Source organism: Comamonas sp. A23, assembly GCF_004522605.1.
GTDB lineage: Bacteria > Pseudomonadota > Gammaproteobacteria > Burkholderiales > Burkholderiaceae_C > Comamonas > Comamonas thiooxydans.
On the sequence record NZ_RSDT01000004.1, the window covers coordinates 295,883 to 321,576 of the forward strand.

Here is a 25,694-nt window from a genome sequence, read left to right on the forward strand (position 1 = left end):
GCCAGCGCCAACAAAAACGCCACCTGAAAAGGTGGCGTTTTTTTATGGGATGAATAAGGGCAGATTTCGTTGGTTGCCAACGATGTTGATGCGCCGTCTGATCAAAGATCTATGCAGGCCAATACAGTCGCTTTAGTGGAATGAGGCGTTTGGTCTCGGCATCGGTGGCATCGTAGTGCTCGATTAATGCACGGACTACATGCTCTAGTGTCCACATCGCCAATGGGATGGAGGCACGATCTGCTTCGTACAGTGCATCCTTGGTAAAGCCGCCTGTGCTTACATACAGACCCCGGTCATCCTTGTGTCGGCCACCGAGGAAGCTGCGGATATCCTGGCTACCCATCTGCTCCTTGCGGTGTTTGACCTCAACGACGATGCGAGGGTGTTCAAAGCCAAAACCATCGGGCGATGCAACAATGTCTTTGCCCCGGTCTGCTCCGTCTGGCGACACCTGTGTCTTGTAGCCCATGGCTCGCAGGATGCCTGCGACGACCTCTTGCATCTCTTTCCAGCTCAGATTGACGATGAGGTCCTTGATCTGCTCTCGCGCACGTTCCTCAATGCCACTCAGTGGGTCAATTGTTTCTTCTTCTACTTCGTATGCCTGTATTGGGGCTGGCTTGCCCTTTAGTGCGGCTTGTATTTCGTTTGCTGCGCTGGACGGGACTTCAAACAGAGTCAGGGTTGAGCCCAGGCTGTTTTTTGTACTGGCGCTAAGACTGTCGCGTGCGAGTTCTTGCATTTGCCACTGAACCTTGCGCACCAAAGACAAGCCCTGCTCGGCCGATTCTGGGCGGTGCTCGGATGGCCCCATAACTTTGCCGATCGAGTAGAGGCGGTTGGCTGGTGAGTAAGTAATGATCCAGTCGCCGTCTTGGATTTCATTGACGAAACGCCAGACCTGTGAAGCGCCCGATATCACGCTGCCTTGCTTGGACTGCGGCTCCATGGATTGAAAGAGTGCAATTAACTGCTTTCGGTCAACTCCAGGCTTGGCATGTGGCGCCAACTGACTCCAGCCGACGGCGACCACGCCTTGCTCTCGGAAAGCATCGTACAGACTGCCGCCTTCGCCTCGTACCATCCACATCCGTGCCATAAAAGTCCTTTTTGAGTGGGTGTCGGTCCACTATTTCTGCTGACGGAACACCAGAGTTATTTGCCGATGCAGAAGCTGGAGAAGATCACCCCCAGCAGGTCGTCGGAGCTGAATTCGCCAGTAATAGAGTTCAGCGACAGCTGGGCCAGGCGCAACTCCTCGGCCAGCAGGTCCAGATGGGCGGATTGAGCAGCCAGTTGCTCGTCGGCCATCTCCAGATGGGCATCCACGGCCTGCAGGGCTTCCACATGGCGGGCGCGGGCCAGGTACAGGCCTTCGGGGGCGGATTGCCAACCCGCCACTTCCAGCAGGCGCTTGCGCAGCGCATCCAGGCCATCGCCGGTACGGGCCGACAAGGCGATCTGCTCGGCATTGAGCTGGGCGGTGTGGCGGGACTGCACGTCGGCAGCCGCCATATCGGTCTTGTTCCAGACATGGATGACCGGTACCTGCGCGGGCAGCTTGTCCTGCAGGGTGCGGGCGATATCGGCATCGGCTGCCGCATAGTCGGCCTGTTCCACGCGGGTCAGGTCGTGCAGGAAGAGCACGGCATCGGCCGCTGCAATCTCGTCCCAGGCGCGTGCAATGCCGATGCGCTCCACCTCGTCATCACTGTCACGCAGGCCTGCGGTGTCGATCACATGCAGGGGCACGCCCTCGATCTGAATCGTCTGCTGTACCTTGTCGCGCGTGGTTCCGGCAATCGGGGTGACGATGGCCAGCTCGGCCCCCGCCAGTGCGTTGAGCAGCGAGCTTTTGCCCGCATTGGGCTGACCGGCAATCACTACCTTGATGCCTTCGCGCAGCAGCGCGCCCTGGTGGGCGCGTGCCAGCACGGCAGTGACTTGGTGGCGCAGGCGCTCCAGCTGGCCAAAGGCATCGGCCTTCTGCAGAAAGTCGATTTCCTCCTCGGGGAAGTCCAGTGTGGCCTCCACCAGCATGCGCAGATGCACCAGGGCATCGCGCAGCACATGGATTTCCTGCGAGAACGCGCCGGACAGCGAACGGCTGGCACTGCGCACGGCGGCTTCGGTGCTGGCATCGATGAGGTCGGCAATCGCCTCGGCCTGGGCCAGGTCGATCTTGTCGTTGAGAAAAGCACGCTCGGTGAACTCGCCGGGCTGGGCCAGGCGCAGCCCAGTCAACACCGGCTTGCCATCTTCATTGGTGCTCTGTGCTGCTTCCAGACAGCGTGCCAGCAGCAGCTGCAGCACCACGGGGCCGCCATGGGCCTGCAGCTCCAGCACATCCTCGCCCGTGTAGCTGTGCGGGCCGGGAAAGTAGATGGCCAGGCCATGGTCTATGGGCGAGCCGCCCGCATCCCTGAAGGGCAGATAAGTCGCTTCGCGCGGTTTCAGCTCCTTGCCGCAAAGCGCCCGTACCAGCGCAGCAATGCCTTTGCCGGAGACCCGAACAATGCCCACGGCACCACGCCCCGGAGCGGTGGCAATGGCGGCAATCGGGTCGTTGTGGCGGGGAAGCATGGGCGGACTTTCGGTCGAGAAGAGAAGCCGCGAATCATAGCCCTGCGGGTCAAGCCCTAGGAAGTCAGTGGTGAGGCTACCTGGGCGGCTATTTAACAGAAGAAGTATTTCATACAATCGTCACAAATCTGTCACGAAATATGAATATATCTTCCTTTGCAATGAGGCTGGGCTCTCTACTAGCCTGGATATTGCTTTTTTCACCTCCGTTTCTCATTCGCTCATATGGAAAAGAGGTGGGCTACACGCTGTTGGCCGCGCTGTTCTTCTATCCTTTGGCGCTGTCCCGAAAGTCTCTGGCGATCTGTATTCCACTGCTGATGTTTATCGGCGCTGCGAATATTTTTCATGCCCAGTTTTTGGGAAACATGATCGATGAGTTTTCCATTGCCACGCTGCTGCGCACCGAAGCTCATGAGGCTGCCGAGTTCCTGAGCTCTATCAATCGCCAGATGATTCTTGTCGTGCTGTGCTGGCTGGTGGCAAGTTTCGGATGTGGCTACTTTCTCTTTAAAAACTGCAAGGCTGGAGCAGCTCCATTTCAGAAATGGGAGAAAAGAATACTGCTGGGCATAGGATTGCTCTGGACCAGCTTTTTTGCCTTTGGCATGACTCAGCAGTTCACCGTCAATGACTATGTGCATAAACTGCGTCATATCTACCCCATGCATATGGCCAAGGCAGCAGTGCGTTATGGCGATCTGGAAAAAGAGGTTTTCTATCAGCCGACACTGTCTGCCAGGCCAAGTGCATCTCAGGCGAACACCTTGGTGGTGATTATTGGTGAGAGCGCCAGCAGCCATCGCTGGTCGCTATTGGGCTATCAAGAAGACGATACCAATCAGTCACTGAGACAGGTTTCCGGTTTGCGTACCTACAAGGTCATGGCTCATGGCTTCAATACCGCAAAGGCGCTGCCCTATATTTTGACGGGGCAGTCTGCTTTCGACAGCCAGAAAAATGCCTCGCCTTCGTTCCTGGATTTGGCTCGGCATGCTGGCTATAAGACCTTTGTCTTTTCGAACTCCAGATTCAATGACAAGAGCGAGGATATGTACTCGCAGATATTGCGTCGCTCTGCGGATGTCTATGCCAAGGTGGGCAATGGGGCACATGACGAAGTGATGACGACTTGGCTGGAGAAGTCGCTGGCGGATGAAGCGTCACATAAGCTAGTGGTTCTTCATACCTATGGCAGTCATCCCGATATCTCCCAGCGCTACCCTCGTTCCCGCTATGAGGGCGCAGATGCATACGATAACTCGATTCGCTATACCTCGGACCTGCTGGCCGACTGGATTCGCATGGTCGATGAAGCGTCTGACGCGCCCAGCGCGCTGCTTTACGTGTCTGATCATGGCCTTGGAGTTCCTCCTTGTGTGGACAGCCCTCGCCAGGGCAATGATCAGTCAGTGCTGGAGGTGCCACTGGCATATTGGGCGAACGAGGCAATGAGGAGTCTGCAAGGGAGTGAAGAGGTGGCGATCTCTGAAAGTCCTATGGCACACAGCACGACTCTGGCGCCCGAGATATTGATTGCAGCTCAGGGATACGAAGCCAGCACGGCGATGCCGCATTTGCAGGACAGCCGGAAGCTGCATTTCGATGGCGTGCCTTATGCCAAGCTCTATCGCGACGATGCCTGCACGCCCTGAGGTGCAAAATCTCCTTGTGTTATGCATCGTTCGCATAATGTTATGATTTTGTTTGCATTGTTATTGAACAGTCATGGCTGTTTGACCTTAAACGCCGAGCTGCACCCCCTCTTTTTTTGATAGCACTCGGCCTACAATCCAAAATCCGATTTCATCGTCCGCAGGAGCGCAGGGGCCGGGCTGTGTGCCCATAGAGAGTCCTTACTGCGGATGACTTACTTTGCGAGCTGGAGACCGCTGATGTCCGACACCAAGCCCATTACCTCGATTGATAAACGTGCGTTGCTGCGTCAGGCGGCACTGGAGTATCACGAGTTCCCCAAGCCCGGCAAGGTGGCCATCACGGCAACCAAGCCCATGGCCAATCAGCATGATCTGGCCCTGGCCTACTCGCCCGGCGTGGCTGCACCCTGCGAGGAAATCGTCAAGGACCCCGCTGCGGCCTTCAAATACACCAGCCGCGGCAATCTCGTGGGCGTGATCTCCAACGGCACGGCAGTGCTGGGCCTGGGCGACATCGGTGCGCTGGCCTCCAAGCCCGTGATGGAGGGCAAGGGCGTGTTGTTCAAGAAGTTCGCCGGCGTCGATGTGTTCGATATCGAGATCGACGAGAAGGATCCGCAAAAGCTGGTCGATGTGATTGCTGCGCTGGAGCCCACCTTCGGCGCCATCAACCTTGAAGACATCAAGGCGCCCGAGTGCTTCTTCGTGGAGCGCGAGCTGCGCAAGCGCATGAACATACCCGTCTTCCACGACGACCAGCACGGCACGGCCATCACCGTGGCAGCGGCCATGGTCAACGCGCTCAAGGTCGCGGGCAAGAAGATCGAAGAGGTCAAGCTGGTGGCTTCGGGCGCCGGCGCCGCGGCTCTGGCCTGCCTGAACCTGCTGCTGGAAGTGGGCCTGAAGCGCGAGAACGTGTTCGTGACCGACATTGCCGGCGTGGTCTACGAGGGCCGTACCGAGCTGATGGACCCGGACAAGGCGCTGTTTGCCCAGAAGACCGAGCTGCGCACGCTGGGTGAGGTGATCGAGGGCGCCGACGCCTTCCTGGGGCTGTCCGCCGGCAACGTGCTCAAACAGGACATGGTCAAGAAGATGGCGGCCAGGCCCATCATCTTCGCGCTGGCCAACCCCAACCCGGAAATCATTCCTGAAGATGTGAAGGCGGTGCGCGACGACGCCATCATCGCCACGGGCCGCACGGACTACCCCAACCAGGTCAACAACGTCCTGTGCTTTCCCTACATCTTCCGTGGCGCGCTGGACTGCGGTGCGACCACCATCACCACCTCGATGGAGATCGCCTGCGTGCATGCGATTGCCGCGCTGGCTCAGGCCGAGCAGTCCGAAGAAGTGGCCGCCGCCTATGTGGGCGAGGTGCTGAGCTTCGGCCCCGAGTACCTGATTCCCAAGCCCTTCGATCCGCGCCTGATGCTGATCGTGGCGCCCGCCGTGGCCCAGGCTGCGGCCGAAGCCGGTGTGGCCAAGCGCCCCATCCAGGACATGGATGCCTATCGCGAGCACCTGAAGACCTTTGTCTACGCCTCCGGCACCATGATGAAGCCCATCGTGCACGCCGCCAAGAAGGCCACCAAGAAGCGCGTGGCCTATGCCGAGGGCGAGGAAGAGCGCATCCTGCGCGCGGCCCAGATCGTGGTGGACGAACGCATTGCCCGCCCGACACTGATCGGCCGTCCCGCCATCATTGCCCAGCGCATCGAGAAGTTCGGCCTGCGCATGAAGGAAGGCGCTGACTACGACGTGGTCAACGTCGAGCATGACGAGCGCTACCGCGACTTCTGGCAGAGCTATCACCGCATGACGGAGCGCAAGGGCATCACCGCGCCCATCGCCAAGATCGAAATGCGCCGCCGCCTGACGCTGATCGGCTCCATGCTGCTGCACAAGGGCGAGGTTGACGGCCTGATCTGCGGCACCTGGAACAACACCAATGTGCACCTGAACTATATCGATCAGGTCATCGGCAAGCGCAGCGGCGTGGCCACCTATGCCTGCATGAACGGCCTGCTGCTGCCCGAGCGCCAGGTGTTCCTGGTGGACACTCACGTCAACTACGACCCCACGGCCGAGCAACTGGCCGAGATCACCATCATGGCCGCCGAGGAAATGATGCGCTTCGGCATCAAGCCCAAGGCTGCGCTGCTGAGCCACTCCAACTTCGGCTCCAGCAACCAGCCCAGCGCCATCAAGATGCGCCAGACCCTGGAACTGCTGCGCGAGCAGGCGCCCTGGCTGGAAGTGGATGGCGAAATGCACGGCGATGTGGCTCTGGATGGCAAGGCCCGCGCCAAGCTCATGCCCAACAGCACGCTGCTGGGTGATGCCAACCTGCTGGTGTCGCCCAATATCGACGCCGCCAACATCAGCTACAACCTGCTCAAGCAGGCTGCCGGCGGCGGCATTGCGGTGGGTCCGGTGCTGCTGGGTGCGGCCAAGCCCGTGCATGTGCTGACTCCCAGCACCACGGTACGCCGCATCGTGAACATGACGGCGCTGACCGTGGCCGACGCCAACGTCAGCCGTTAATTACGCGGTAAAAACAAAAGCCCGCCGTGCATGGAGCACGGCGGGCTTTTCTGTGCCTGCGGCGGGGCTTACCAGGTGCGGCTGACGCCTGTGTCCACCGTGCCAAAGATTTCCACGCTGTTGGAGCCGCTGGAGCTGGAGGAGGCCGGCATGGTGCCGGAGCAGGCCGTCAGCGCCAGCGTGGCGGCTGCTGCGGCCAGGGTGAGCCATTTGCGCATCTGCATTTCCTTGTCCGCATCCACTGCGGCTTATGGCCCATGGTAGCGGGCCGAAGATACCCTGCCGTAACAGCTTGTTATGCCTGAAATTGGTATGAAACCAATTCAGGATAAGCATTGGCAGCTATCAAATTTGATCAGGTCTCCAGATACAGCTCGGCCAGCCGCTCGCGTGCAGCACCGTCTATACCCAGAACCAGGGTCAGATAGCGGTCCACGCTGCCATGCTGGGCGCGCACCACATCGACCGAGGCCATCAGGTAGGACGGCTGTACGCGCCACAGCGCATCCAGAGCCTCTTCGGACAGCTGGCCGTACATCTGGGCGGGGCGTCTGAAGTACTGATTGGTCAGCAGATAGTCTTCCATGATCTGCTCCTCGTCCACACCCAGCGCCGTCAGCAGCAGGGCAGCGGCCCAGCCAGTGCGGTCCTTGCCGGCCGTGCAGTGAAAGACCAGCGGCGCATCGCTGAGCTGCAGCAGCGCGAGGAACTGTGCAAAGCGATTGCCGTACACGTTCACAAAGCTGCGGTAGGTGTCATGCATCAGCTCCTCGGTATCGCGGCTGCTGAGGTTGCGGCCCTGCTCCATCATGGACTGGGCGCGCTGCACTACCGTGGGCTCGACGACCAGGGCATGGCGTTCGATCCTGGGCCAGTCATAGGAGAGATGCGCGCTTTCGCCTTCTCCGCGAAAGTCCGCGCTGCGGTGGATGCCCAGCTTTTGCAGCTGCTCCAGATCCTGCTGCGTCAGATGCGCCAGATGGGCGGAGCGGTACAGCTTGCCCCATTGCAGGCGGCGGCCGTCCAGGCCCCGATATCCGCCCAGATCACGGAAATTGGAGGCTCCCGAGAGGGAGACTTGGCGCGCTGGGCGCTCCGTCAGCAGGTCGTGGTTCAGTTGCATATCACTGCTTATAGCGGATTGCAAAGACCCGTCCATGTCATCCGTGTTACCCAGCTGCGGCGCATGCATCGTCGGCCCCGACGAAAAGCGCCGCCTGCCTCAGTGGCTGGTCGTGCTGCCGCGCAGCATGTGCTTGAGCAGCTTGCCGGTCGCGGTGCGTGGCAGCGCGTCACGGACTTCAAAGATGCGCGGAATCTTGTAGCGAGCCAGCCTGCTCTCCATGAACTGGCGCAGATCCTCATGGTCCGGCGTCTTGCCGGGCTTGAGGGTCAGCACTGCCACCACGGTCTCGCCCCATTCGGGATGAGGGCGGCCGATGACGGCCACGTCCTGCACATCGGGGTGGATCGAGAGCACGTCTTCCACTTCCTTGGAGTAGACGTTCTCACCGCCGGTGACGATCATGTCCTTGAGTCTGTCCACGATGTAGAGATAGCCGTCCTCGTCCACGCGCGCCAGGTCGCCGCTGCGATACCAGCCCTGGTCGTCCAGCACGGCGGCCGTGGCCTCGCGGTTGTCCAGATAGCCTTGCATCATGGCCGCAGAGCGCAGGCAGATCTCGCCCACTTCGCCGGGGCTGCACAGGCTGCCGTCCTGACGGCGGACTTCCAGTTCAACGCCGGGTATGGCGCAGCGACCTATGGAGCCTGCCTTGGCTACGGCTTCTTCGGGGTAGAGCACGGTGCCCAGAGGGCCCGATTCGGTCATGCCATAGACCTGCATGAAGCGGTCGCTGCGATAGAGCTGAGCCAGCTTGCGTGCCATGTCCGCGCCCAGAGGGCCACCGCCATAGGCCCACAATCGCATAGCGCTGAAGTCGTAGCTGGCCACATCCGGCACCACGGCCAGCGGAGCCAGAAAGGCAATCGGTGCGCCAAAGGTGAAGCTGATGCGCTCCTGCGCCAGCGTCTCCAGAAACTCCCTGGGCGCATATTCGCGCATCAGCACGGCGGTGCCGCCCATGAGCAAGGTGCCCAGGAACCAGTTGTTCAGTGGCGACGAGTGCCAGATGGGCATGGCGATCAGCGTGCGCTCCGTGGGCGACAGCGAGGTGGCCGCCGCTGCACACAGGGCGGCATGGAAGACATTGGCATGGCTGTGCAGGCAGCCCTTGGGCTGGCCCGTGGTGCCGGAGGTGTAGAGAATCTCGGCCAGAGCGTGTGGCGCAGGTCGGCCATGCTCGTCGCCGCAGGGCGCAGCCTGCGCCAGCAGCTCATCGAAGAAGCCCACGCCTTCGGCGGCAGAAGCCGTGCTCAGCCAGCGCAGTTCTGCCTCCGGCTGCAGTTCGGCCTGTACCGTTGCGATCAGCGATGCGCGCGCTCCATCCACAATGCACAGCCGTGCGCCTGAGTGGCGCAGTATGTAGGCAACTTCCGGGGCCTGCAGCTTGTGGTTGATGGGCACGACGACCGCGCCCAGCCGCCAGGCGCCAAGCAGCGCAAACACAAAGCCCGGGGTGTTGAAGCACAGCAGACCTAGCTTGTCGCCCTGGCGCACGCCTTGCTCATAAAGCACGGTGGCGGCTCGGCGGCCGGCCTGCGCCAGCGCGGCATAGCTCCAGTCCTGACCGTCGGCGCGCAGCGCCAGTTTTTCGGGGCGCGTGCGTGCCTGCTGGTCGAGCAGGGAAATGAAATTCATCATTGCTGGCGTCCTCCTCAGCCAGTCCAGGCATTGCGCAGCAGGGCGGCCGGGTCGCTGCTGCCGCAGGCAACACCTGCCACCGGGCCCCAGTCCGGGTCGAAGCGGCTGCCGATGAAGGCCGAGGCACTGTCGCTGCCCGCATGCTGCAGCATCAGCGTGGCTTGCACCGTGGTGGCCAGGCGCTGGGTGAAGCGGCGAGCCTCGCGCTCCAGCTCCTGTGGGGGCAGGGTGACGGCCTCGCGCAGCTTGTCCACCTGCGCACGCAGCACGGCTTCCTCCGAACCGACTTCACGCAGATGGTCCAGCAGCAGATGGGCGTCGTCCGGGTTGCGGGCAATGGCGCGCAGCACATCCAGACACATGACGTTGCCCGACCCCTCCCAGATGGAGTTGACGGGTGCTTCGCGGAACAAGCGCCCCATGGGGCCGGTCTCCACATAGCCGTTGCCGCCGAAGACTTCCATGGCTTCGCCTGTGTAGCCCACGGCACGCTTGCAGTTCCAGAACTTGGCGGCAGGCGTGACGATGCGGCGCCAGGCCTGATCCAGGGCGTCTTCGGAGCCAAAGCGTGCTGCGAGATCCATGGCCAGCCAGGTGGCAGCTTCGGATTCCAATGCCATATCGGCCAGCAGGCCGGTCATCACCGGCTGCTCGGCCAGCGGCAGGCCGAAGGCATGGCGGTTGCGCGTGTAGTGCAGGGCCTGGACCAGGGCCTGGCGCATGAAGCCTGCACTGGACAGCGCACAGTCAAGGCGGGTGTAGGTGGCCATTTCGATGATGGTGGAAATGCCCCGGCCTTCCTGGCCTATGAGCACGCCCCAGGCGTTGTCGAACTCCACTTCGCTGCTGCTGTTGGAGCGGTTGCCCACCTTGTCCTTGAGGCGTTGGATGTGAATGGCGTTCTTGCTGCCGTCGGACCGCCAGCGTGGCACGAAAAAGCAGGTGGGGCCGCGCTCCTCGGTCTTGGCCAGCACCAGATGTCCGTCGCACATGGGGGCCGAGAAGAACCATTTGTGGCCGGTGATCAGGTATTCCTCGCCCCAGGGACCGCTGCTGCCCGATGGATTCAAGGCCACGGCACGCGTGGTGTTGCTGCGCACATCGCTGCCGCCCTGGCGCTCCGTCATGCCCATGCCCACGGTGATGGAACGCTTGCCCTCGGCGGGAATGTCGCGCGCGTCGTAATCGGTGGATTCCAGCAGCGGCCCCAGCACCGCATTGAGCTGCGGGTTGATGCGCACCAGCGGAATGCTGGCCTTGGTCATGGTGGTCGGGCAGGTCGAGCCGGATTCGATCTGGCTGTGCATGAACAGCGATGCGCCATAGGCGGCCCAGGCCGTTGGCCGCTGGTCGGTGAAGGGCAGGTTGGAGATGCCGTTGAGCCGTGCAATCGTCATCATCTGGTGCCATGCGGGGTGAAAGCGCACCTGGTCGATACGGTCGCCCGAGGGAGAATGCGTGTGCAGTTCGGGCTCGAAGTGATTGGCTTCTTCTGCGGCGCGCAGCGTGGCTTCGGCGCCGTATTCCGCACCCTGGCGTTGCAGCTCCGGGTCGCGCCACTGTGCGCCGCCGCGTGTCACGGCACGCTGCAGCACCGGGTCGCTGGTGTAGACGTTGTAGTCCTTGAGCTCCGGAGCCTGGTTATGGGGATGGATGCCAGTCATGATGTCTCTTCCTTGCTATGTGTCCCTGCCCGCAGCAGGGCGCAGGGCTTTGTGATTTCCATGTCATGCGCAACTGGCGGTCAGGGGCCGCCAGGGTGCGGGTTCAGGATGGCCGCTTCATCTTGCAGCTGGTGTCCAGGCTGGCCGCCTGTGCGGAAACCGTGCTCACGGGCTTCCATCCCAGGCCCGTTCCTTCCTGGTCATGCACCACGGCCTTGCCGTCCACTTTTTCCCAGCTCAGCACATGGATGGGTTGCTGGGCCTGGTGGTCGCTCTTGCGCATTTCCACGGGACCGTTGATGCCCTCGAAGCGCATGCCCGACATCCTGGCCGCGACGGCGCCAGGTTCCACGGACTTGGCCTCGCGAATGGCCTGGGCCAGCATCAGCATGGCGTTGTGGCCCAGGCCGTTGATGAAGTCCTCGTTGAACTGGCGCTTGAAGCCCGGCAGCAGCGGGTTGCTTGCCAGTGGCTCAGAGTTGGGGCTGAAGGCCGAGATCAGCTTGACCCTGCCTTGCCCTGCTGCCCCCATGGCGCTGGGCACGCCGAAGTTGTTGCCGTTGAGGGTATAGAAGTCCGTGCTCAAGCCAGCTTCGCGTGCGGCCCGCACGATCAGCGCCAGGTCTGCACCGAAGTCCGCAGTGATGACGGCATCGGCTCCGGATTGCTTGATCTTGGCGATATAGGGGGAGTAATCCTTGACCTGGCCCAGCGGGTGGAAGTCATCGCCCACGATCTTCAGGTCGGGGCGCTTGGCCGCCAGCATGCTGCGTGCGGCGCGCGAGACTTCCTGGCCATAGGCATAGTTGGGGTTGAGTAGAAAGACCTGCTTCACCTGCTTTTGCCCGGCCAGATAGGAGGTCAGCGCGGCCACCTTCATGTCCGAGTTCGCATCGGTGCGGAAGTGCCAGTAGCTGCACCTGGCATTGGTCATCTGCGGTGCCTGGGCAGCATAGTTGAGATAGATGATTTCCTTGCCGGGGTTGCGGCTGTTGTGCTTTTCGATGGCTTCCTGCAGTGCCAGGCCCACGGCCGAGGAGCTGGCACCCTGCACCACATAGCGGATGTTCTGTCCGATGATGGAGTTGAGCTGGCTCAGTGCCTCCTGTGCGGAGAGGCGGTTGTCGAAGGGCACGACCTCGAACTTCACGGCACCGGCCCAGCTTTGCTCGTTGGCAAGCTTGGCGCTGTACTGGAAGCTCTTGAGTATGTTCAGGCCCAGCCCCGCCATGGGGCCGCTCATGGCATCCAGCGAGGCAATCTTCACCACCGTGGCCGGCTGCGCATGAACGAGTGATGCGCAGGCCAGAGCCACTGCCGCCAGGGGAGTGGAAATACGAGGGTGCATGCTTGTCTCCGTCCTCTCATAGGAATTTTTTATTCGCCAGGCCGCAATGCACAATGGCATCGAGGTACCTGTCAAAAATTCTAGGAAACCGTGCAAAAAAGGTGTTCGGATTTGGCCAGCATGAAACCACGCACTCCTTCGACCGCGACAGCAGGGCGTCGCCGCCCTTTGCAGTCCCGCGCGCGGCAGACGTTTCAGGCCCTGCAGGACGCCTTTGTTCGGCTTTTGCTTGAGCGCAGTTACGCGGAAATCACCGTGCGCGAGATCGTCCTGGTGGCGGGCACCGGGCTGGGCAGCTTCTACGAGTACTTCTCGGGCAAGGAAGATCTGGCCAAGGTCTGCCTGCATCTGCGCTCCAAGTCGCTGCTGCTGGGCATTCGCGGCGTGACCGGCAGTCATTCGGGCCAGCCGCTGATGCAGATTGCCGAGGCGGTGATCGAGTCACAGCTGCAGGCGCACCGCGAGCGGGCAGATGAATGGGGTGCCCACTATCTGCTGGAGCGCCACTACTCCACTTCCGAGGCCTACCGCAAGATGTTCGAACGCTGTGTGGATGCCTGGGCCGCAGCCATAGAGCAGGCCGTCGATCTGCCCCCGGACTACCCGGTGCGCGATGCTGCACGGGTGAGCCAGTGCATTCTGTACGGCCTGTTCAACCACAGCTATCTGGCCGCCGATGCACCGCCGGATCTGGACTTGCTGCGCCAGCGCGCCAACACGGCCATATCCGGTTATCTGAACGCCTTGCGCTGCGCTGCCTGAAACTAAAAAGACCGCCAGCGGCAAGCCGCGGCGGTCCTCGTTGGTCATTGCGGCAGGGCTGGCGATCAGCTCACATGCTTGCCCACAATGCCGGCCAGCTCGAACATGCTGATCTGCTCCTTGCCGAACACCGGCTTGAGCTTGGCGTCGGCGTTGATGGCACGCTTGTCCTTGGCGTCCTGCAGGCCGTTGGCCTTGATGTAGTCCCAGAGCTTTTTGATCACGTCGGGGCGCGAGGTGGGTTCGCTGCCGATCACGGCGGCCAGGTCGGCGCTGGGCTTGAGCGTGGCGCTCACGGTGCGGGGCTTCTTCACCGCAGCGGTCTTGGTCGTCGCCTTGGTCACCGTCTTGGCGGCGGTCTTCTTGGCTGCCGTGCCTGTCTTCTTGGCGGCAGCTGTCGTGGTTTTGGCCGCCGCTGCGCCGGCAGTCTTGCGTGCCGGGTATTTGCCTTCGCGCTGCTCGAACTCGAAGTTCACCTTGCCCGCAGCACCATCCCAGACCAGGAAGGCCTTGAAGTTGCGGCGCGTGCGGTTGGAGACGAACTTCTCCAGCAGATCGGTCTTGCCGGTCTGCAGCAGTTTGCTCATCTGCTCGCGCTCTATGGGCTGCTGCAGGATGATCTGGCCGCTCTTGAAGTCGCAGCTGGGCGTGGTCTGCGCCAGCGTGGGCACGGCCTTGGAGCAGACATAGTTGGCGCCATGCTCGAAGACGGGCGAGCCGCACTTGGGACAGGGGCCCAGGCTTTGCTGGTGGGCAAAGTCCACGATCTCGCCCGTGTCCTCGGAGTCCTTGTCGTCGCCGAAGTCGAATTCCAGCTTGAAGTTGCTGTTTTCCTCGTCACGCACGATGGCGACCTCGGCCACGAACGGCCAGCCGGCCTTGGAGCGGAAGCCTTCCAGCGGGCCGATGCGGCGTTCGCGCAGCAGCTGCTCGGCCTCGGCCGTCTCGAAGGTGCGGCCGGCTGGCGACTTGGTGAACGAGAAGCCGCAGCCTTCGCTGGCGCCATTGGCGCCCGTGCAGGCATAGCGGCGGTAGTTCTCCTTGACCACGCCGCCGCAGTTGGGGCAGGGCGTGGAGAGCGTCGCGTAGTCACCGGGAATGGTGTCGCGGTCGTATTCCTTGGCCTTCTTGACCAGCTTCTCGGTCATGGCCTGGATCTGCTGCATGAAGGCTTCGCGCGAGAGCTGGCCTTTTTCCATCTGCGACAGCTTGAATTCCCATTCGCCGGTCAGGTCGGCGCGGCACAGCTCCTCGACTTCCAGGCCGCGCAGCAGCGTCATCAGCTGGAAGGCCTTGGCCGTGGGGATCAGCTCGCGGCCTTCGCGCAGCATGTACTTTTCCGTCAGCAGGCCTTCGATGATGGCCGCGCGCGTGGCTGGCGTGCCCAGGCCCTTTTCCTGCATGGCTTCACGCAGCTCGTCGTCGTCGATCTGCTTGCCGGCGCTTTCCATGGCTCCCAGCAGCGTGGCTTCGGAGTAGCGTGCCGGCGGCTTGGTCTTGAGGCCCTTGACATCGGCGTGGTGGGTGCGCGGCTGCTCGCCGGGCTGCACGGCCACCAGGGGCTGGCCCTTGTCGCCTTCCTTGGCGTCCTCCACCTCGTTGGCTGCTTCCTTGCCGTAGATGGCCAGCCAGCCCGGCTTGACCAGCACCTTGCCCTCGGTCTTGAAGCTGTGCTGCTCCACCTTGCTGATGCGGGTGGTGACCTGGTATTCGGCGCTGGGGAAGAACACGGCCATGAAGCGGCGCACGACCAGGTCGTAGAGCTTCTGTTCGGCTTCCGACAGGCCGGAAGGGGCCTGCGTGGTCGGGATGATGGCAAAGTGATCCGACACCTTGCTGTTGTCGAAAACGCGCTTGGTGGGGCGGATGTAGTTGTCGTTGATGGCCTGCTGGGCAAACGGCGCCAGATGGCGCATGCCGCTGGTGGCCAGCATATCGAAGGTCTGCTTCGCGACGGGCAGATAGTCCTCGGGCAGGGCACGCGAGTCGGTACGCGGGTAGGTCAGGGCCTTGTGACGTTCGTACAGGCTTTGCGCCAGCGCCAGCGTGGTCTTGGCCGAGAAGCCGAACTTGCCGTTGGCCTCGCGCTGCAGGCTGGTCAGGTCGAACAGCAGGGGCGAAGCCTGTGTGGTGGGCTTGCTCTCTTCCGTCACCTGGGCAGGCTTGCCCTGCACGGCGGCGGCAATCGCTTCGGCATCGGCCTTGTTCCACAGGCGGTCGGCCTTGGCCTCGGCATCGTCCGACTTCTTCCACTGCGGGTTGAACCACTTGCCCAGGTACTGGCCGGCCTGGGCGTCGAAAGTGCCGTGCACTTCCCAGTAGTCGCGGCTGACGAATTTGCGGATCTTTTCCTCGCGCTCCACCACCAGGGACAGGGTGGGCGTCTGCACGCGGCCCACGGTGGTCAGGAAGAAGCCGCCGTCGCGCGAGTTGAAGGCCGTCATGGCGCGCGTGCCGTTGATGCCCACCAGCCAGTCGGCTTCGGAGCGGCTGCGTGCGGCGCTGGCCAGACCCTGCATCTGGGCATCGCTGCGCAGATTGTTGAAGCCGTCGCGAATCGCCTGCGGCGTCATGGACTGCAGCCACAGGCGCTTGACGGGTTTGCCCAGGCCGCCCTTGGCGCCGCCCGCGTATTGCTCGATCAGGCGGAAGATCAGCTCACCCTCGCGGCCCGCGTCACAGGCGTTGATGAGTTCGGTCACATCCTTGCGCTTGGCCTGCTTGACCACGGCGTTCAGGCGGGTCTTGGTCTTGTCCACGGGCTTGAGGTCGAAGCGCGGGGGGATGACCGGCAGATTGGCAAAACTCCATTTGCCGCGCTTGACATCGAATTCTTCGGGCGCCTGAATCTCCACCAGGTGGCCGACCGCACTGGTCACCACATAGCTGTCGGATTCGAAGTAGTCATCGTGTTTTTCGAACTTGCCTGCCACCGGGGTCAGCGCACGGACGATGTCCTGTGCGACAGAAGGCTTCTCTGCAATCACCAGGGTTTTAGTCATTGTGTGTTCTCGTCGTCATTAACCACCTGAACCCGAATCGAAACTCAGGCTCATACAATTCGCTTCTCACGCGCGCGCATGCGCACATGTGTGCATATTCAAAGTATCAGAGAAAACATGCCCCGCACATCACTGGCCTCTTCAACGGGCCGACGCATCCAGACCCGGCGCTCCGGCGTTCATGGCAAAGGCGTTTTCGCCGCGCAGGATATTGCGGAAGGCGAAACCATTATTGAGTACGTGGGTGAAGTGATTGACTGGCAGGAGGCGCAGGACCGTCATCCGCATGATCCCAGCCAGCCCAATCACACTTTTTACTTTCAGGTCGACGATGAGCGGGTGATAGATGCCACGCACAAGGGCAATTCCTCGCGCTGGATCAACCACAGCTGCGCGCCCAACTGCTACACCGACGAGATCGACGGTCGCGTCTATATCGTGGCGCTGCGCAATATTGCAGCGGGCGAAGAACTGAACTACGACTATGGCCTGATGGTGGAGGAGCGCTATACGGCCAAGCTCAAGGCTGAATATGCCTGCTACTGCGGCGCTGCGAACTGCCGCGGCACCATGCTGGCGCCGAAAAGGGGCTGGAAGCCTCCGATGCCTGCAAGCATCCCCTGAGGCGCTGCACGCCTTCCCCTTCTCTCTACGCGCTTTGCGCTATGGGAAGGGGACGACGCCCTCGCTGCGGGGCGGTGGGGCCGCCTAGGCCCTTGCTTGGCGTCTCTGACTTGCGTTGCGCCAGTTTTTAGATTTGGATAGATAGAAATGACTCAGCCGATTCACTGGAATGCCGAAGCCTTGTGGGAAGCCATTGCACCGCAGTTGCCGGGCTTTACGGTCGAGGTGCTGCCGACCATCGACTCCTCAAATACCGAACTCATGCGCCGCGCGCGCGACGGGCTGACGGATCCGGTGCTGTTGATTGCCGAGCAGCAAACCCAGGGCCGAGGCCGCCTGGGCCGCAACTGGGTCAGCGGCGTCGGTGATTCGCTGATGTTCTCGCTGGGCCTGCCGCTGGCACCGCGCGACTGGTCGGGGCTGTCGCTGGCAGTGGGCGTGAGTGTGGCCGAGAGCTTGCAGCCCCAGCTTCCCGCAGCGGGGGCCGCGCCCAAGATCGGCATCAAATGGCCCAACGATCTGTGGCTGGAGGGCGACCGCAAGCTGGCCGGCATTCTGATCGAGACCGCCAGCTTTGTCGGCGGCCAACAGCACGATATGACGGCACCGCGCTATGTGGTGATCGGTATCGGCATCAATGTGCGTCCCCGTCCCGGTGACGGCATGCGCACGGCCCCGGCCTGCCTGCAGGAGCTCGATGCCGCACTGGATGCGCCCACGGCCCTGGCCTGCATATTGCCCAATCTGGTGGCCGAGGTGCAGAGCTTTGCCCGGCATGGCTTTGCCCCGCTGATGCAGCGCTTTGCCCAGCGAGACCTGCTGGCCGGACGCGAGGTGAATCTGAGCGACGGCACTAGCGGCATGGCTCAGGGTGTGGCTGCCGATGGCGGCTTTCTGGTGCGTACAGCGACCGGGCTGCAAGCCGTGACCAGTTCTGAAATCAGCGTGCGTCCGGCTGGCAGCCCGCTGCAGGCTTGAAATGAAGCACCTCCTGAGGCGCTTTGCGCCTTCCTCCTCTCTCTACGCGCTGCGCGCTAGGGGGAGAGGACGCAGCCCATGTAACTGATGTGAGAAACCTATGCTGAGAATCGTTTTCCTGCTCTTGCTGCTGGGCAACGCGGGTTACTACATGTGGAGCCACGGCTATCTGGCCGGCATGGGGCTGGCGCCGGAGTTGCAGTCCGAGCCGCAGCGCCTTCAGGAGCAGATCAGGCCGGATGCCCTGGTGCTGCAGCAGCCCGAAGCGGCGCAAGCTCCGGCTGTTGAACCGGCAAAGACTATGGAGCCCGAAGCGCCTGCGGTGGACGACAGCGCGCCGCCCGCAGCTCCCGAAAGCAAGTCGGATGGCAAGCCCGAAGCTGCAACCGTCGCGGCCAGGGAAACCAAGGACGCCAAGGACACAAAGGATGCCAAGACCGCCATTAAGGAGCCCGAGACCTGCTATCAGGCCAACGGCATCGAAGAGGCGCAGGCCGACAGCATCCGACGTGCGCTGGCGGGCAAGTCCAAGAGCGATTGGGAGCTGGTGGCCAGCCATCAGGGCGGGCGCTGGATGGTCTATATGGGCAAGTTCCCAGACGCCGAATTCATGGACCGCAAGCGCGGCGAGTTGCGTCTGATGAATATCGACTTCGACCGCGCCGGCGGCAGCTTCGAGCCCGGTCTGTCGCTGGGACGTTTTTCGACGGAAGAAGCCGCCCAGCGCCAGCTGGCCACTTTCGCGCGCCAGGGCGTGCGCACCGCGCGCGTGGTGCAGGAGCGTCCCGATGTGACGACCTATGCGCTGCGTCTGCCCAAGGCCACGCCGACATTGCGCAACGAAGTGGCGGCGCTGGCTGGCAAGAATCTGGTGCCCAAGGCCTTGCAGGCCTGTGCCAAGTAATTTTCGTAGCTGCTATCGCAAGAAAGGCCTGCATTTGCAGGCCTTTTGTATTGGAAAACCAGTTGCGATAAGCGCAACCAGCTCCTGTTTTTAGTCCAAATGAATATTGGCGACGGCGGCCAGCTTCTTCATCTTGGCCACTTCGCTGGCGATCTGCTTGGTGAAGTCGGCGCTCGATGTGCCCGAGGGGTACAGGCCTTGAGCAGCCATGCGCTGCTTGACGGCGGGGTCCTTGAGTGCGGCAATGATGGCTTTTTGCACACGTTCCACTTGTGCGGCGGGCGTGTTCTTGGGGGCCACCAGGCCGAACCAGGAAGGCTCGTTCAGGTCGGGGTGACCGGCCTGCGCATAGGTCTGCACGTCGGGCAGCACGTCCAGACGTTCATGCCAGGACACGGCCAGGGCGCGCACCTTGCCCGACTTGATATGGGGCAGGGACGAGTTCACCTGATCGAAGTACACGGGAACCTGGTTGCCCAGCACGTCGTTGATGGCAGGAGCCGAGCCACGGTAGGGGATGTGGTGCATTTCGGTGCCCGTGCTCTTGAGGAACTGGGCGCCCCACATATGGCCGATGGTGCCGTTGCCGGGGGTGGCATAGGACACCTTGCCGGGGTTGGCCTTGAGGTAGGCCACAAACTCGGCAAAAGTCTTCACGGGAATCAGCTTGGGGTTGATCACCAGCACGCCGGGGGCCTTGACGATCTCGGTCACGCCCACGAAGTCGTTGATCGCGTCGTAAGGCAGCTTCTTGAACACGGCGGGGTTCACACCATGGGTGGACAGGGTGGCGATACCGAAAGTCACGCCATCGGTGGCGCGAGCCACTTCTGCCATGCCGATGGAGCCGCCGGCGCCGGCCTTGTTTTCAATCACCACGGCCTGGCCGCCCAGCAGCTTGATCAGCACGTCCTGCATATTGCGGGGCACCATGTCGGTGGGGCCGCCAGCGGGGAAGGGCACGACGATGCGCAGAGGACGCGATGTGTCCTGCGCCATGCTCATGCCGGAGAAAGAAGAAGCGGCTGCGGCAGCAGCGGCGGTGTAGATGAATTGACGTCGTTGCATCAAAAAGCTCCCAGGATCCAGTGATTCCAAATTGCTGTCTTGCAGAGCGCAAATAGCGACTCTTCAGACAACCCATGATCGAATTGATTCTAGGGTAAGCGAGAACTTGCCAAATACGCAGTTTCCGATATTCGCATCGGGGCAAACGGGCGCAAAGCCAAGCCTGGCGCGGCTTCTCAGCCTTGGGAGGCACCGAATTGGTGCATTTTTAGGTTGCGCTTCACTGCTGTCCGGGCATGGCCTTGAAGCGCACGGTAAACAGCGCCCCCGGCGGGGTATGACCGGGCCTGGCATCCTGCAGCAGCACTTGCGCGCCGTGCTGACGGGCGATTTCCATGACGATGGGCAGGCCCAGACCGGAGCCGTCGGCTTCGGAGCCCAGCGCCCGGTAAAAAGGCTGGAAGATCAGTTCGCGCTCGCCCAGCGGCACGCCGGGGCCTGAATCCTCGACCTGCAGCAGCAGAATCTGGCCGAAATGATCGGCCTGCACGCGCACGGTGACCACGCCTGGCTGTTCGCTGGTCGATGGCGTGTAGTTGATGGCGTTGTCCACCAGATTGCGCACCAGCTCGGCCAGCAGCGTGGCATTGCCGTTGAGCCAGACACCGGGCGTGCTGGCGCTGGCACCCTCGTAGCCCAGGTCTATGTGCTTGTCCATGGCGCGCGGCAGGCAGTCCTGCACCACGTCGGTGACGATGCGCACGAGGTTGCAGCCCTGCATGGCGGGCACGGCGCTCTCGGCCCGTGCCAGTGCCAGCAGCTGGTTGACAGTATGGGTGGCACGCATGCTTGAGCGGCCGATCTGCGCCAGCGAGCGCTTCAGGTCTTCGGTATTCGTGCCCTCGCGCTGGGCCAGGTCGGCCTGCATGCGCAGGCCCGCCAGCGGGGTCTTGAGCTGGTGGGCGGCGTCGGCCAGAAAACGTTTTTGCGTGGCGATGGAGTCATGCAGGCGCTGCAGCAGATCGTTGACCGAATCGACCAGCGGCACCACCTCCAGCGGCACATCCTTGTGGTTGATGGGCGAGAGATCCTCGGGCTTGCGCGCGCGGATGCGCTCCTCCAGCCGGTGCAGCGGCTTGATGCCGCGCGCCAGCGCCAGCCAGACCAGCAGGGCGGCCAGCGGCAGGATGACAAACTGCGGCAGCATCACGCCCTTGATGATTTCCGTGGCCAGCACGCTGCGCTTTTCGCGTGTTTCCGCGACCTGCACCAGGGCGTTGGGCTCGCCGGGCAGCGGCATGCGCACCCAGATATAGGCCACGCGCAGGTCAATGCCCTTGTATTCCTCATCGCGCAGCAGCACCGAGCCGGTGGGCGTGTCCTCGTCGACGGAGGGCGGGCGCGGCAGGTCGCGCTCGCCGGCCAGATATTCGCCCCTGGTGCCGCTGACCTGGAAGAACACCGTGTCCGATTCATCGGCGCGCAGGATCTCGCTGGCCGACTGCGGCAGATTGAACTGCACCTTGCCGCGCTGCACGATGACCAGCTGAGCCAGGGCCTGGGCGTTGTACTCCAGCGCGCGATCGAAGGGCTTGTTGGCCAGGCCCTGGGCCACCAGCCAGGTCAGTGCCAGGCTCACGGGCCAGAGCAGCAGCAGCGGCGTGAGCATCCAGTCGAGGATCTCGCCGAAGAGGGATCGCTGCTCACGCTGAAAAATTTTCATGCTTGTAAAACTGGCGTATTCCAACTCAGGGATGGCCAGCAAGGGCCGCCCCGCAGCAAAGGCCATCGTCCCCCTCGGGGGAAGCGGCGGGGCCGCCTAGGCGCAGCCGCTCAGGGGGGTGCTATCTTTTCCAGGCAGTAACCGAGGCCGCGCACGGTGGCGATGCGGATCGGGCCTTTCTCGATTTTCTTGCGCAGCCGGTGGATATAGACCTCGATGGCATTGTTGCTCACCTCCTCGCCCCATTCGCACAGGCGCTCCACCAGTTGGTCCTTGCTGACCAGGCGGCCTGCGCGCTGCAGCAGCACCTCCAGCAGGCCCAGCTCGCGCGCCGACAGCTCCACCATCTTGCCGTCGATGGTGGCGACCCGGCCGGTCTGGTCATAGACCAGCGGGCCATGCTTGATGGTGGAGCTGGCGCCGCCCATGCCGCGACGCGTGAGGGCGCGCACGCGCGCTTCCAGCTCGGACAGCGCAAACGGCTTGGCCATGTAGTCGTCGGCACCATAGTCCAGGCCCTGTACGCGCTCTTCGATCGAATCGGCGGCCGTGAGAATCAGCACCGGCAGCGCATCGCCGCGCCCGCGCAGGCGCTTGAGCACTTCCAGGCCGTGCACCTTTGGCAGGCCCAGATCGAGAATCAGCAAATCGAATTCGCTGCTGGTCAGCAAGGCGGTATCGGCCTCGCTGCCGTTGGCCACATGGCTGACGACGGCGCCCGAGCTGCGCAGCGTGCGCAGCAGGCCATCCGCCAGCACCTGGTCGTCTTCGGCAATCAGTATGCGCATGTGTGTCTCCTGCTTGTTATGTGTGCCTGTTTGCACTTTTGCTGCCATTGTAGGGATGGCTCATGGCCGTTCGGGGCAATTCTCGACAGCCGCTCATAGGCGTCAAGAAGGCGTCAATACAGAATCTCAGTAGCCTTCGGCATAGGCTTCCAGGCCCAGCGCGACCACGGTGGCCACATCCGCACCCACGGCTTCGCGAAATTCGGCTTCGGCCTGGCTTACGGCGTCGTGAAAAGCCTGCAGCCAGGCCAGACCCGCATCGGTGAAGCGCACGCGCCTGGCGCGCGCATCATGTGGGTCGGCCTCGCGCGTGACCAGGCCCCAGGCTTCGCACTGCGCCACCAGATCGGCCATGGCCTGTTTGGTCATGCCGGCCTTGTCGGCCAGATCGGTGAGCCGGTCGCCAGCCAGCGACAGATGGCGCGTGATGTGGATATGGGCCGCTCCTACCTTGTTGCGCGCCGCCAGATTGGATAGCGCCAGCGGCACCTCCACCGCACGCGCCATGAGCTGCAGCACGCGCGCATCGAAGCGGCGCATGGCATGGCCCAGCAAACGGCCCAGATGGGTCTGGCGCCAGGCATCGGCGGGCGGGGTGACGGGGGCGATTTCTGACATGGATAAATAGTAAGGCAAACTGACTAAATATTTAAATAAATCTGCAGTATCCGCATCTAAACTACTGTTCAAGCATCCAGCCTGAATGCAAAAACAGGACTGGCCACAGACAGTCATTCACCTACTTCGGAGCCTGATATGAACGCCATCGCCAAGACCAACGACGCCAACAGCGAAAAAGCCAAAGCCCTGGCTGCAGCCCTGGCCCAGATCGAAAAGCAGTTCGGCAAGGGCACCATCATGAAGCTCGGTGAAGGTGAAGCCATCGAAGACATTCAGGTCGTTTCCACCGGCTCCCTGGGTCTGGACATCGCGCTGGGCGTAGGTGGTCTGCCCCGCGGCCGCGTGATCGAAATCTACGGTCCCGAATCCTCGGGCAAGACCACGCTGACGCTGCAGGTCATTGCCGAGATGCAAAAGCAGGGCGGCACCTGCGCCTTTATCGACGCCGAACATGCGCTGGACACCAGCTATGCCCAGAAGCTGGGCGTGAACCTCAGCGACGTGCTGATCAGCCAGCCCGACACCGGTGAGCAGGCTCTGGAAATCTGCGACAGTCTGGTGCGTTCGGGTGCCGTGGACCTGATCGTCATCGACTCGGTGGCCGCATTGACGCCCAAGGCTGAAATCGAAGGCGAGATGGGCGATGCCCTGCCCGGTCTGCAGGCCCGTCTGATGAGCCAGGCCCTGCGCAAGCTGACGGCCACCATCAAGAAGACCAACTGCATGGTCATCTTCATCAACCAGATCCGCATGAAGATCGGCGTGATGTTCGGCTCGCCCGAGACCACCACCGGTGGCAATGCGCTGAAGTTCTATGCCTCCGTGCGTCTGGATATCCGCCGCACCGGCACCATCAAGAAGGGCGACGAGGCCATCGGCAACGAAACCAAGGTCAAGGTCGTGAAGAACAAGGTCTCGCCCCCCTTCAAGACGGCAGAGTTCGACATTCTGTTTGGCGAAGGCATCAGCCGCGAAGGCGAGATTCTGGACATGGGCGTGAACGCCAAGATTCTGGAAAAGAGCGGTGCCTGGTATGCCTACAACGGCGAAAAAATCGGCCAGGGCCGCGACAACTCGCGTGAATTCCTGCGCGAGAACCCTGCGCTGGCCATCGAAATCGAAAACAAGGTCCGCGAGAGCCTGGGCATCAAGCTGCTGCCCGTGGACGGTGCAGCGACTGCCGAAGCCAAGCCTGCCAAGGGCGGCAAGGGCAAGGTGGACAAGGACGGAGTGATTGAAGGCTGATTCTTCCCGCTGAGGCGCCATGCGCCTTTCGCGAAAGGGGACGACATCCTCGCTGCGGTGCGGCCCTTGCTTGATGTCCCTGGCTTGGTGAACGCCAGTGTTTGAGTGCGGGCCTCATTGCTTAAAAGGTTTGCCATCTTTGCGCAGGTTCGTCCTGCGCCTTTTTGTTTCTGGAGATGCGTCGTGAGCTTTGCCAAGCTTTCACTCAAAGGCCGCGCCCTCAAGCTGCTGGCGCAGCGCGAGCATTCGCGGCTGGAGCTGCAGCGCAAGCTGGCCGCCCATGTGGAGGAGGGCGACGATCTGAATGCCGTGCTCGACGAGCTGGAGCAGCGGGGCTTCATCAGCGTGGAGCGCGTGGTCGAGTCTGTCCTGCGCAGCAAGGCCGGCCGTTATGGCGCAGCGCGTCTGGTGCATGATCTGCGCAGCAAGGGGCTGGATGACGAGACCGTGCGCCAGGCGGGCGAGCAACTGCGCGGCAGTGAGCTGCAGCGTGCGCGCGAGCTGTGGCGCAAGCGTTTTGGCAGCGTGCCCGTCGACCTCAAGGAAAAGGCCAGGCAGCTGCGCTTTCTGGCTTCGCGCGGCTTTTCGTCCAGCGTGGCTTCACGCGTGCTGCGCGATGCCCCATACTCCCCTGCACCCGACAGCGAGGACGAGGACTGAGGCGGCAGCCCGCTCCCTGCCCGCTTGCGGCGGCAACAGCTTCTCACATCGGAGGGACCCACGTGCTGACTGCTTCGCAACCCCCTGACGCCCCATCCGCCCTGCGCGTGGGCCTGAGTGCCGGAAAATCGCTGCTGGGCGGCCTGATGCTGGGTGCCTTGCTGGCCCTGGTGCTGGGCTGCGGCGCGGCCGTGTTCTATTTTTCCCGCCTGATGGCCGATCCCGGCCAGGGCATTCATGCCTCGGCCCATACCGGCATCTACGGCGCCGTGATCAGCCTGCTGATGTCGCCGCCGCTGCTGGTGGCCGTGGTGCTGATCTTCATCATTCCCGCCTACCTCATGGTCGGTCTGCAGCTGGGCCGCGCCCGGGCGGCAGGCAAGCTGGTGGCGCGCTACGGCCAGGGCCTGGCCGAGCGCCTGGCGGCCATGCTGGCACAGCGCATCGAGGCCCTGCCCAGCGCTCACCAGGCCATGCACAAGGCGGCCGACCTGCTCACCGTGGGCGCGGCGATGGAGCATCTGCAGCCCTGGGTGGGCAATGGGCGTGCCGTGCAGTTCGTGGTGCGCAGCGTGCTCAATCGCCTGCCGCTGTCCGATCTGCTTGAGGAATGGGGGCGCACGCGTGCCCAGTGGGGCAGCGAAGGCGGCAAGGACGACCCGGCGCTGCGCGCCTTTCTGGGTGCTCGCATCGAGGAGATGCTGCAGGGCCTGACCGAGCCGCCCTGGACGCTGCTGTGGATCTTGCTTGCCGGACATGCCGCCGTGCTTGGCCTGGGCATCTGGCTGACCGCCTGAGCGCCCGGCCGACCT

At 62.6% G+C, this 25,694-nt stretch carries 21 protein-coding genes; 9 read left to right on the top strand and 12 right to left on the bottom strand.

Annotation, left to right across the window (positions count from 1 at the left end; genetic code table 11):
• Positions 1-109: 109 nt before the first annotated feature.
• Positions 110-1,102 (bottom strand): restriction endonuclease, encoded by a 993-nt coding sequence (locus EIC84_RS12660; protein ID WP_034351101.1) that lies wholly within the window; start codon positions 1,100-1,102, stop codon positions 110-112.
• A gap of 56 nt (positions 1,103-1,158) precedes the next feature.
• Positions 1,159-2,586, bottom strand: a complete 1,428-nt coding sequence (mnmE, locus tag EIC84_RS12665; RefSeq protein ID WP_003064786.1) for a tRNA uridine-5-carboxymethylaminomethyl(34) synthesis GTPase MnmE — start codon at positions 2,584-2,586, stop codon at positions 1,159-1,161.
• A 140-nt stretch (positions 2,587-2,726) separates the two neighbouring features.
• On the opposite strand from mnmE, the gene EIC84_RS12670 reads away from it, so the two are divergent.
• Together EIC84_RS12670 and EIC84_RS12675 are read left to right on the top strand one after the other, a co-directional pair.
• The gene (locus EIC84_RS12670) at positions 2,727-4,241 is read left to right on the top strand and encodes a sulfatase-like hydrolase/transferase (protein ID WP_237704435.1); all 1,515 of its coding nucleotides are present in this window, start codon (positions 2,727-2,729) and stop codon (positions 4,239-4,241) included.
• Positions 4,242-4,481: 240 nt separating this feature from the next.
• On the top strand, positions 4,482-6,791 hold the full coding sequence (locus tag EIC84_RS12675) for an NADP-dependent malic enzyme (protein WP_003064782.1): 2,310 nt from the start codon (positions 4,482-4,484) through the stop codon (positions 6,789-6,791).
• 68 nt (positions 6,792-6,859) lie between these two features.
• Here EIC84_RS12675 and EIC84_RS25975 read toward each other — a convergent pair whose 3' ends face one another.
• From EIC84_RS25975 to EIC84_RS12695, 5 genes are all read right to left on the bottom strand, one after another.
• Positions 6,860-7,009 (bottom strand): hypothetical protein, encoded by a 150-nt coding sequence (locus EIC84_RS25975; RefSeq protein ID WP_003064780.1) that lies wholly within the window; start codon positions 7,007-7,009, stop codon positions 6,860-6,862.
• Between the two features lie 137 nt (positions 7,010-7,146).
• A complete protein-coding gene (locus tag EIC84_RS12680; RefSeq protein ID WP_003064777.1) occupies positions 7,147-7,914 on the bottom strand; it encodes a tyrosine-protein phosphatase in 768 nt (255 codons plus the stop codon).
• Between the two features lie 99 nt (positions 7,915-8,013).
• The gene (locus EIC84_RS12685) at positions 8,014-9,555 is read right to left on the bottom strand and encodes a class I adenylate-forming enzyme family protein (protein WP_003064776.1); all 1,542 of its coding nucleotides are present in this window, start codon (positions 9,553-9,555) and stop codon (positions 8,014-8,016) included.
• Between the two features lie 14 nt (positions 9,556-9,569).
• Positions 9,570-11,219: an acyl-CoA dehydrogenase family protein gene (locus tag EIC84_RS12690; RefSeq protein ID WP_003064774.1), complete on the bottom strand. Its 1,650-nt coding sequence runs from the start codon at positions 11,217-11,219 to the stop codon at positions 9,570-9,572.
• A gap of 103 nt (positions 11,220-11,322) precedes the next feature.
• Positions 11,323-12,567, bottom strand: coding sequence for a branched-chain amino acid ABC transporter substrate-binding protein (locus EIC84_RS12695; RefSeq protein WP_003064772.1), 1,245 nt, complete (start codon positions 12,565-12,567; stop codon positions 11,323-11,325).
• Between the two features lie 168 nt (positions 12,568-12,735).
• Here EIC84_RS12695 and EIC84_RS12700 point away from each other — a divergent pair, with 168 nt between their 5' ends.
• A complete protein-coding gene (locus tag EIC84_RS12700) occupies positions 12,736-13,329 on the top strand; it encodes a TetR/AcrR family transcriptional regulator (protein WP_003064770.1) in 594 nt (197 codons plus the stop codon).
• A gap of 65 nt (positions 13,330-13,394) precedes the next feature.
• On the opposite strand, the gene EIC84_RS12705 is transcribed toward EIC84_RS12700, so the two are convergent.
• A complete protein-coding gene (locus EIC84_RS12705) occupies positions 13,395-16,331 on the bottom strand; it encodes a DNA topoisomerase III (RefSeq protein ID WP_003064768.1) in 2,937 nt (978 codons plus the stop codon).
• 117 nt (positions 16,332-16,448) lie between these two features.
• Here EIC84_RS12705 and EIC84_RS12710 point away from each other — a divergent pair, with 117 nt between their 5' ends.
• From EIC84_RS12710 to EIC84_RS12720, 3 genes are all read left to right on the top strand, one after another.
• Positions 16,449-16,955, top strand: a complete 507-nt coding sequence (locus EIC84_RS12710) for an SET domain-containing protein (protein WP_003064766.1) — start codon at positions 16,449-16,451, stop codon at positions 16,953-16,955.
• 147 nt (positions 16,956-17,102) lie between these two features.
• Positions 17,103-17,933, top strand: coding sequence for a biotin--[acetyl-CoA-carboxylase] ligase (locus EIC84_RS12715; protein WP_003064764.1), 831 nt, complete (start codon positions 17,103-17,105; stop codon positions 17,931-17,933).
• A 100-nt stretch (positions 17,934-18,033) separates the two neighbouring features.
• Positions 18,034-18,837 carry a hypothetical protein gene (locus EIC84_RS12720; protein ID WP_003064762.1) on the top strand — a complete coding sequence of 268 codons (804 nt, stop codon included), beginning with the start codon at positions 18,034-18,036 and terminating at the stop codon, positions 18,835-18,837.
• A 90-nt stretch (positions 18,838-18,927) separates the two neighbouring features.
• On the opposite strand, the gene EIC84_RS12725 is transcribed toward EIC84_RS12720, so the two are convergent.
• From EIC84_RS12725 to EIC84_RS12740, 4 genes are all read right to left on the bottom strand, one after another.
• Positions 18,928-19,905 (bottom strand): tripartite tricarboxylate transporter substrate binding protein, encoded by a 978-nt coding sequence (locus EIC84_RS12725; RefSeq protein ID WP_003064761.1) that lies wholly within the window; start codon positions 19,903-19,905, stop codon positions 18,928-18,930.
• Positions 19,906-20,125: 220 nt separating this feature from the next.
• The gene (locus tag EIC84_RS12730) at positions 20,126-21,568 is read right to left on the bottom strand and encodes a sensor histidine kinase (RefSeq protein ID WP_003064759.1); all 1,443 of its coding nucleotides are present in this window, start codon (positions 21,566-21,568) and stop codon (positions 20,126-20,128) included.
• 110 nt (positions 21,569-21,678) lie between these two features.
• Positions 21,679-22,356, bottom strand: a complete 678-nt coding sequence (locus tag EIC84_RS12735) for a response regulator transcription factor (protein WP_003064757.1) — start codon at positions 22,354-22,356, stop codon at positions 21,679-21,681.
• A gap of 126 nt (positions 22,357-22,482) precedes the next feature.
• On the bottom strand, positions 22,483-22,974 hold the full coding sequence (locus EIC84_RS12740) for a MarR family winged helix-turn-helix transcriptional regulator (protein WP_003064755.1): 492 nt from the start codon (positions 22,972-22,974) through the stop codon (positions 22,483-22,485).
• A gap of 138 nt (positions 22,975-23,112) precedes the next feature.
• On the opposite strand from EIC84_RS12740, the gene recA reads away from it, so the two are divergent.
• The 3 genes from recA (at position 23,113) to EIC84_RS12755 (ending at position 25,679) form a co-directional block, all read left to right on the top strand.
• Positions 23,113-24,222, top strand: coding sequence for a recombinase RecA (recA, locus tag EIC84_RS12745; protein ID WP_003064753.1), 1,110 nt, complete (start codon positions 23,113-23,115; stop codon positions 24,220-24,222).
• A gap of 183 nt (positions 24,223-24,405) precedes the next feature.
• A complete protein-coding gene (gene recX, locus EIC84_RS12750) occupies positions 24,406-24,882 on the top strand; it encodes a recombination regulator RecX (RefSeq protein ID WP_003064751.1) in 477 nt (158 codons plus the stop codon).
• A 62-nt stretch (positions 24,883-24,944) separates the two neighbouring features.
• Positions 24,945-25,679: a hypothetical protein gene (locus tag EIC84_RS12755; RefSeq protein WP_057094135.1), complete on the top strand. Its 735-nt coding sequence runs from the start codon at positions 24,945-24,947 to the stop codon at positions 25,677-25,679.
• The last annotated feature ends 15 nt before the right edge of the window (positions 25,680-25,694 follow it).

What these genes read in the sequence shown, in the direction of transcription:
- EIC84_RS12695 (WP_003064772.1), bottom strand. Translation starts at nt 12,567, where the DNA reads ATGCACCCTCGTATTTCCACTCCCCTGGCGGCAGTGGCTCTGGCCTGC.
- EIC84_RS12685 (WP_003064776.1), bottom strand. Translation starts at nt 9,555, where the DNA reads ATGATGAATTTCATTTCCCTGCTCGACCAGCAGGCACGCACGCGCCCC.
- EIC84_RS12705 (WP_003064768.1), bottom strand. Translation starts at nt 16,331, where the DNA reads ATGACTAAAACCCTGGTGATTGCAGAGAAGCCTTCTGTCGCACAGGAC.
- EIC84_RS12735 (WP_003064757.1), bottom strand. Translation starts at nt 22,356, where the DNA reads ATGCGCATACTGATTGCCGAAGACGACCAGGTGCTGGCGGATGGCCTG.
- EIC84_RS12675 (WP_003064782.1), top strand. Translation starts at nt 4,482, where the DNA reads ATGTCCGACACCAAGCCCATTACCTCGATTGATAAACGTGCGTTGCTG.
- mnmE (WP_003064786.1), bottom strand. Translation starts at nt 2,586, where the DNA reads ATGCTTCCCCGCCACAACGACCCGATTGCCGCCATTGCCACCGCTCCG.
- EIC84_RS12740 (WP_003064755.1), bottom strand. Translation starts at nt 22,974, where the DNA reads ATGTCAGAAATCGCCCCCGTCACCCCGCCCGCCGATGCCTGGCGCCAG.
- EIC84_RS12710 (WP_003064766.1), top strand. Translation starts at nt 16,449, where the DNA reads ATGCCCCGCACATCACTGGCCTCTTCAACGGGCCGACGCATCCAGACC.
- EIC84_RS12660 (WP_034351101.1), bottom strand. Translation starts at nt 1,102, where the DNA reads ATGGCACGGATGTGGATGGTACGAGGCGAAGGCGGCAGTCTGTACGAT.
- EIC84_RS12720 (WP_003064762.1), top strand. Translation starts at nt 18,034, where the DNA reads ATGCTGAGAATCGTTTTCCTGCTCTTGCTGCTGGGCAACGCGGGTTAC.
- EIC84_RS12670 (WP_237704435.1), top strand. Translation starts at nt 2,727, where the DNA reads ATGAATATATCTTCCTTTGCAATGAGGCTGGGCTCTCTACTAGCCTGG.
- EIC84_RS12690 (WP_003064774.1), bottom strand. Translation starts at nt 11,219, where the DNA reads ATGACTGGCATCCATCCCCATAACCAGGCTCCGGAGCTCAAGGACTAC.
- EIC84_RS12680 (WP_003064777.1), bottom strand. Translation starts at nt 7,914, where the DNA reads ATGCAACTGAACCACGACCTGCTGACGGAGCGCCCAGCGCGCCAAGTC.
- EIC84_RS12725 (WP_003064761.1), bottom strand. Translation starts at nt 19,905, where the DNA reads ATGCAACGACGTCAATTCATCTACACCGCCGCTGCTGCCGCAGCCGCT.
- recA (WP_003064753.1), top strand. Translation starts at nt 23,113, where the DNA reads ATGAACGCCATCGCCAAGACCAACGACGCCAACAGCGAAAAAGCCAAA.
- EIC84_RS25975 (WP_003064780.1), bottom strand. Translation starts at nt 7,009, where the DNA reads ATGCGCAAATGGCTCACCCTGGCCGCAGCAGCCGCCACGCTGGCGCTG.
- EIC84_RS12730 (WP_003064759.1), bottom strand. Translation starts at nt 21,568, where the DNA reads ATGAAAATTTTTCAGCGTGAGCAGCGATCCCTCTTCGGCGAGATCCTC.
- EIC84_RS12715 (WP_003064764.1), top strand. Translation starts at nt 17,103, where the DNA reads ATGACTCAGCCGATTCACTGGAATGCCGAAGCCTTGTGGGAAGCCATT.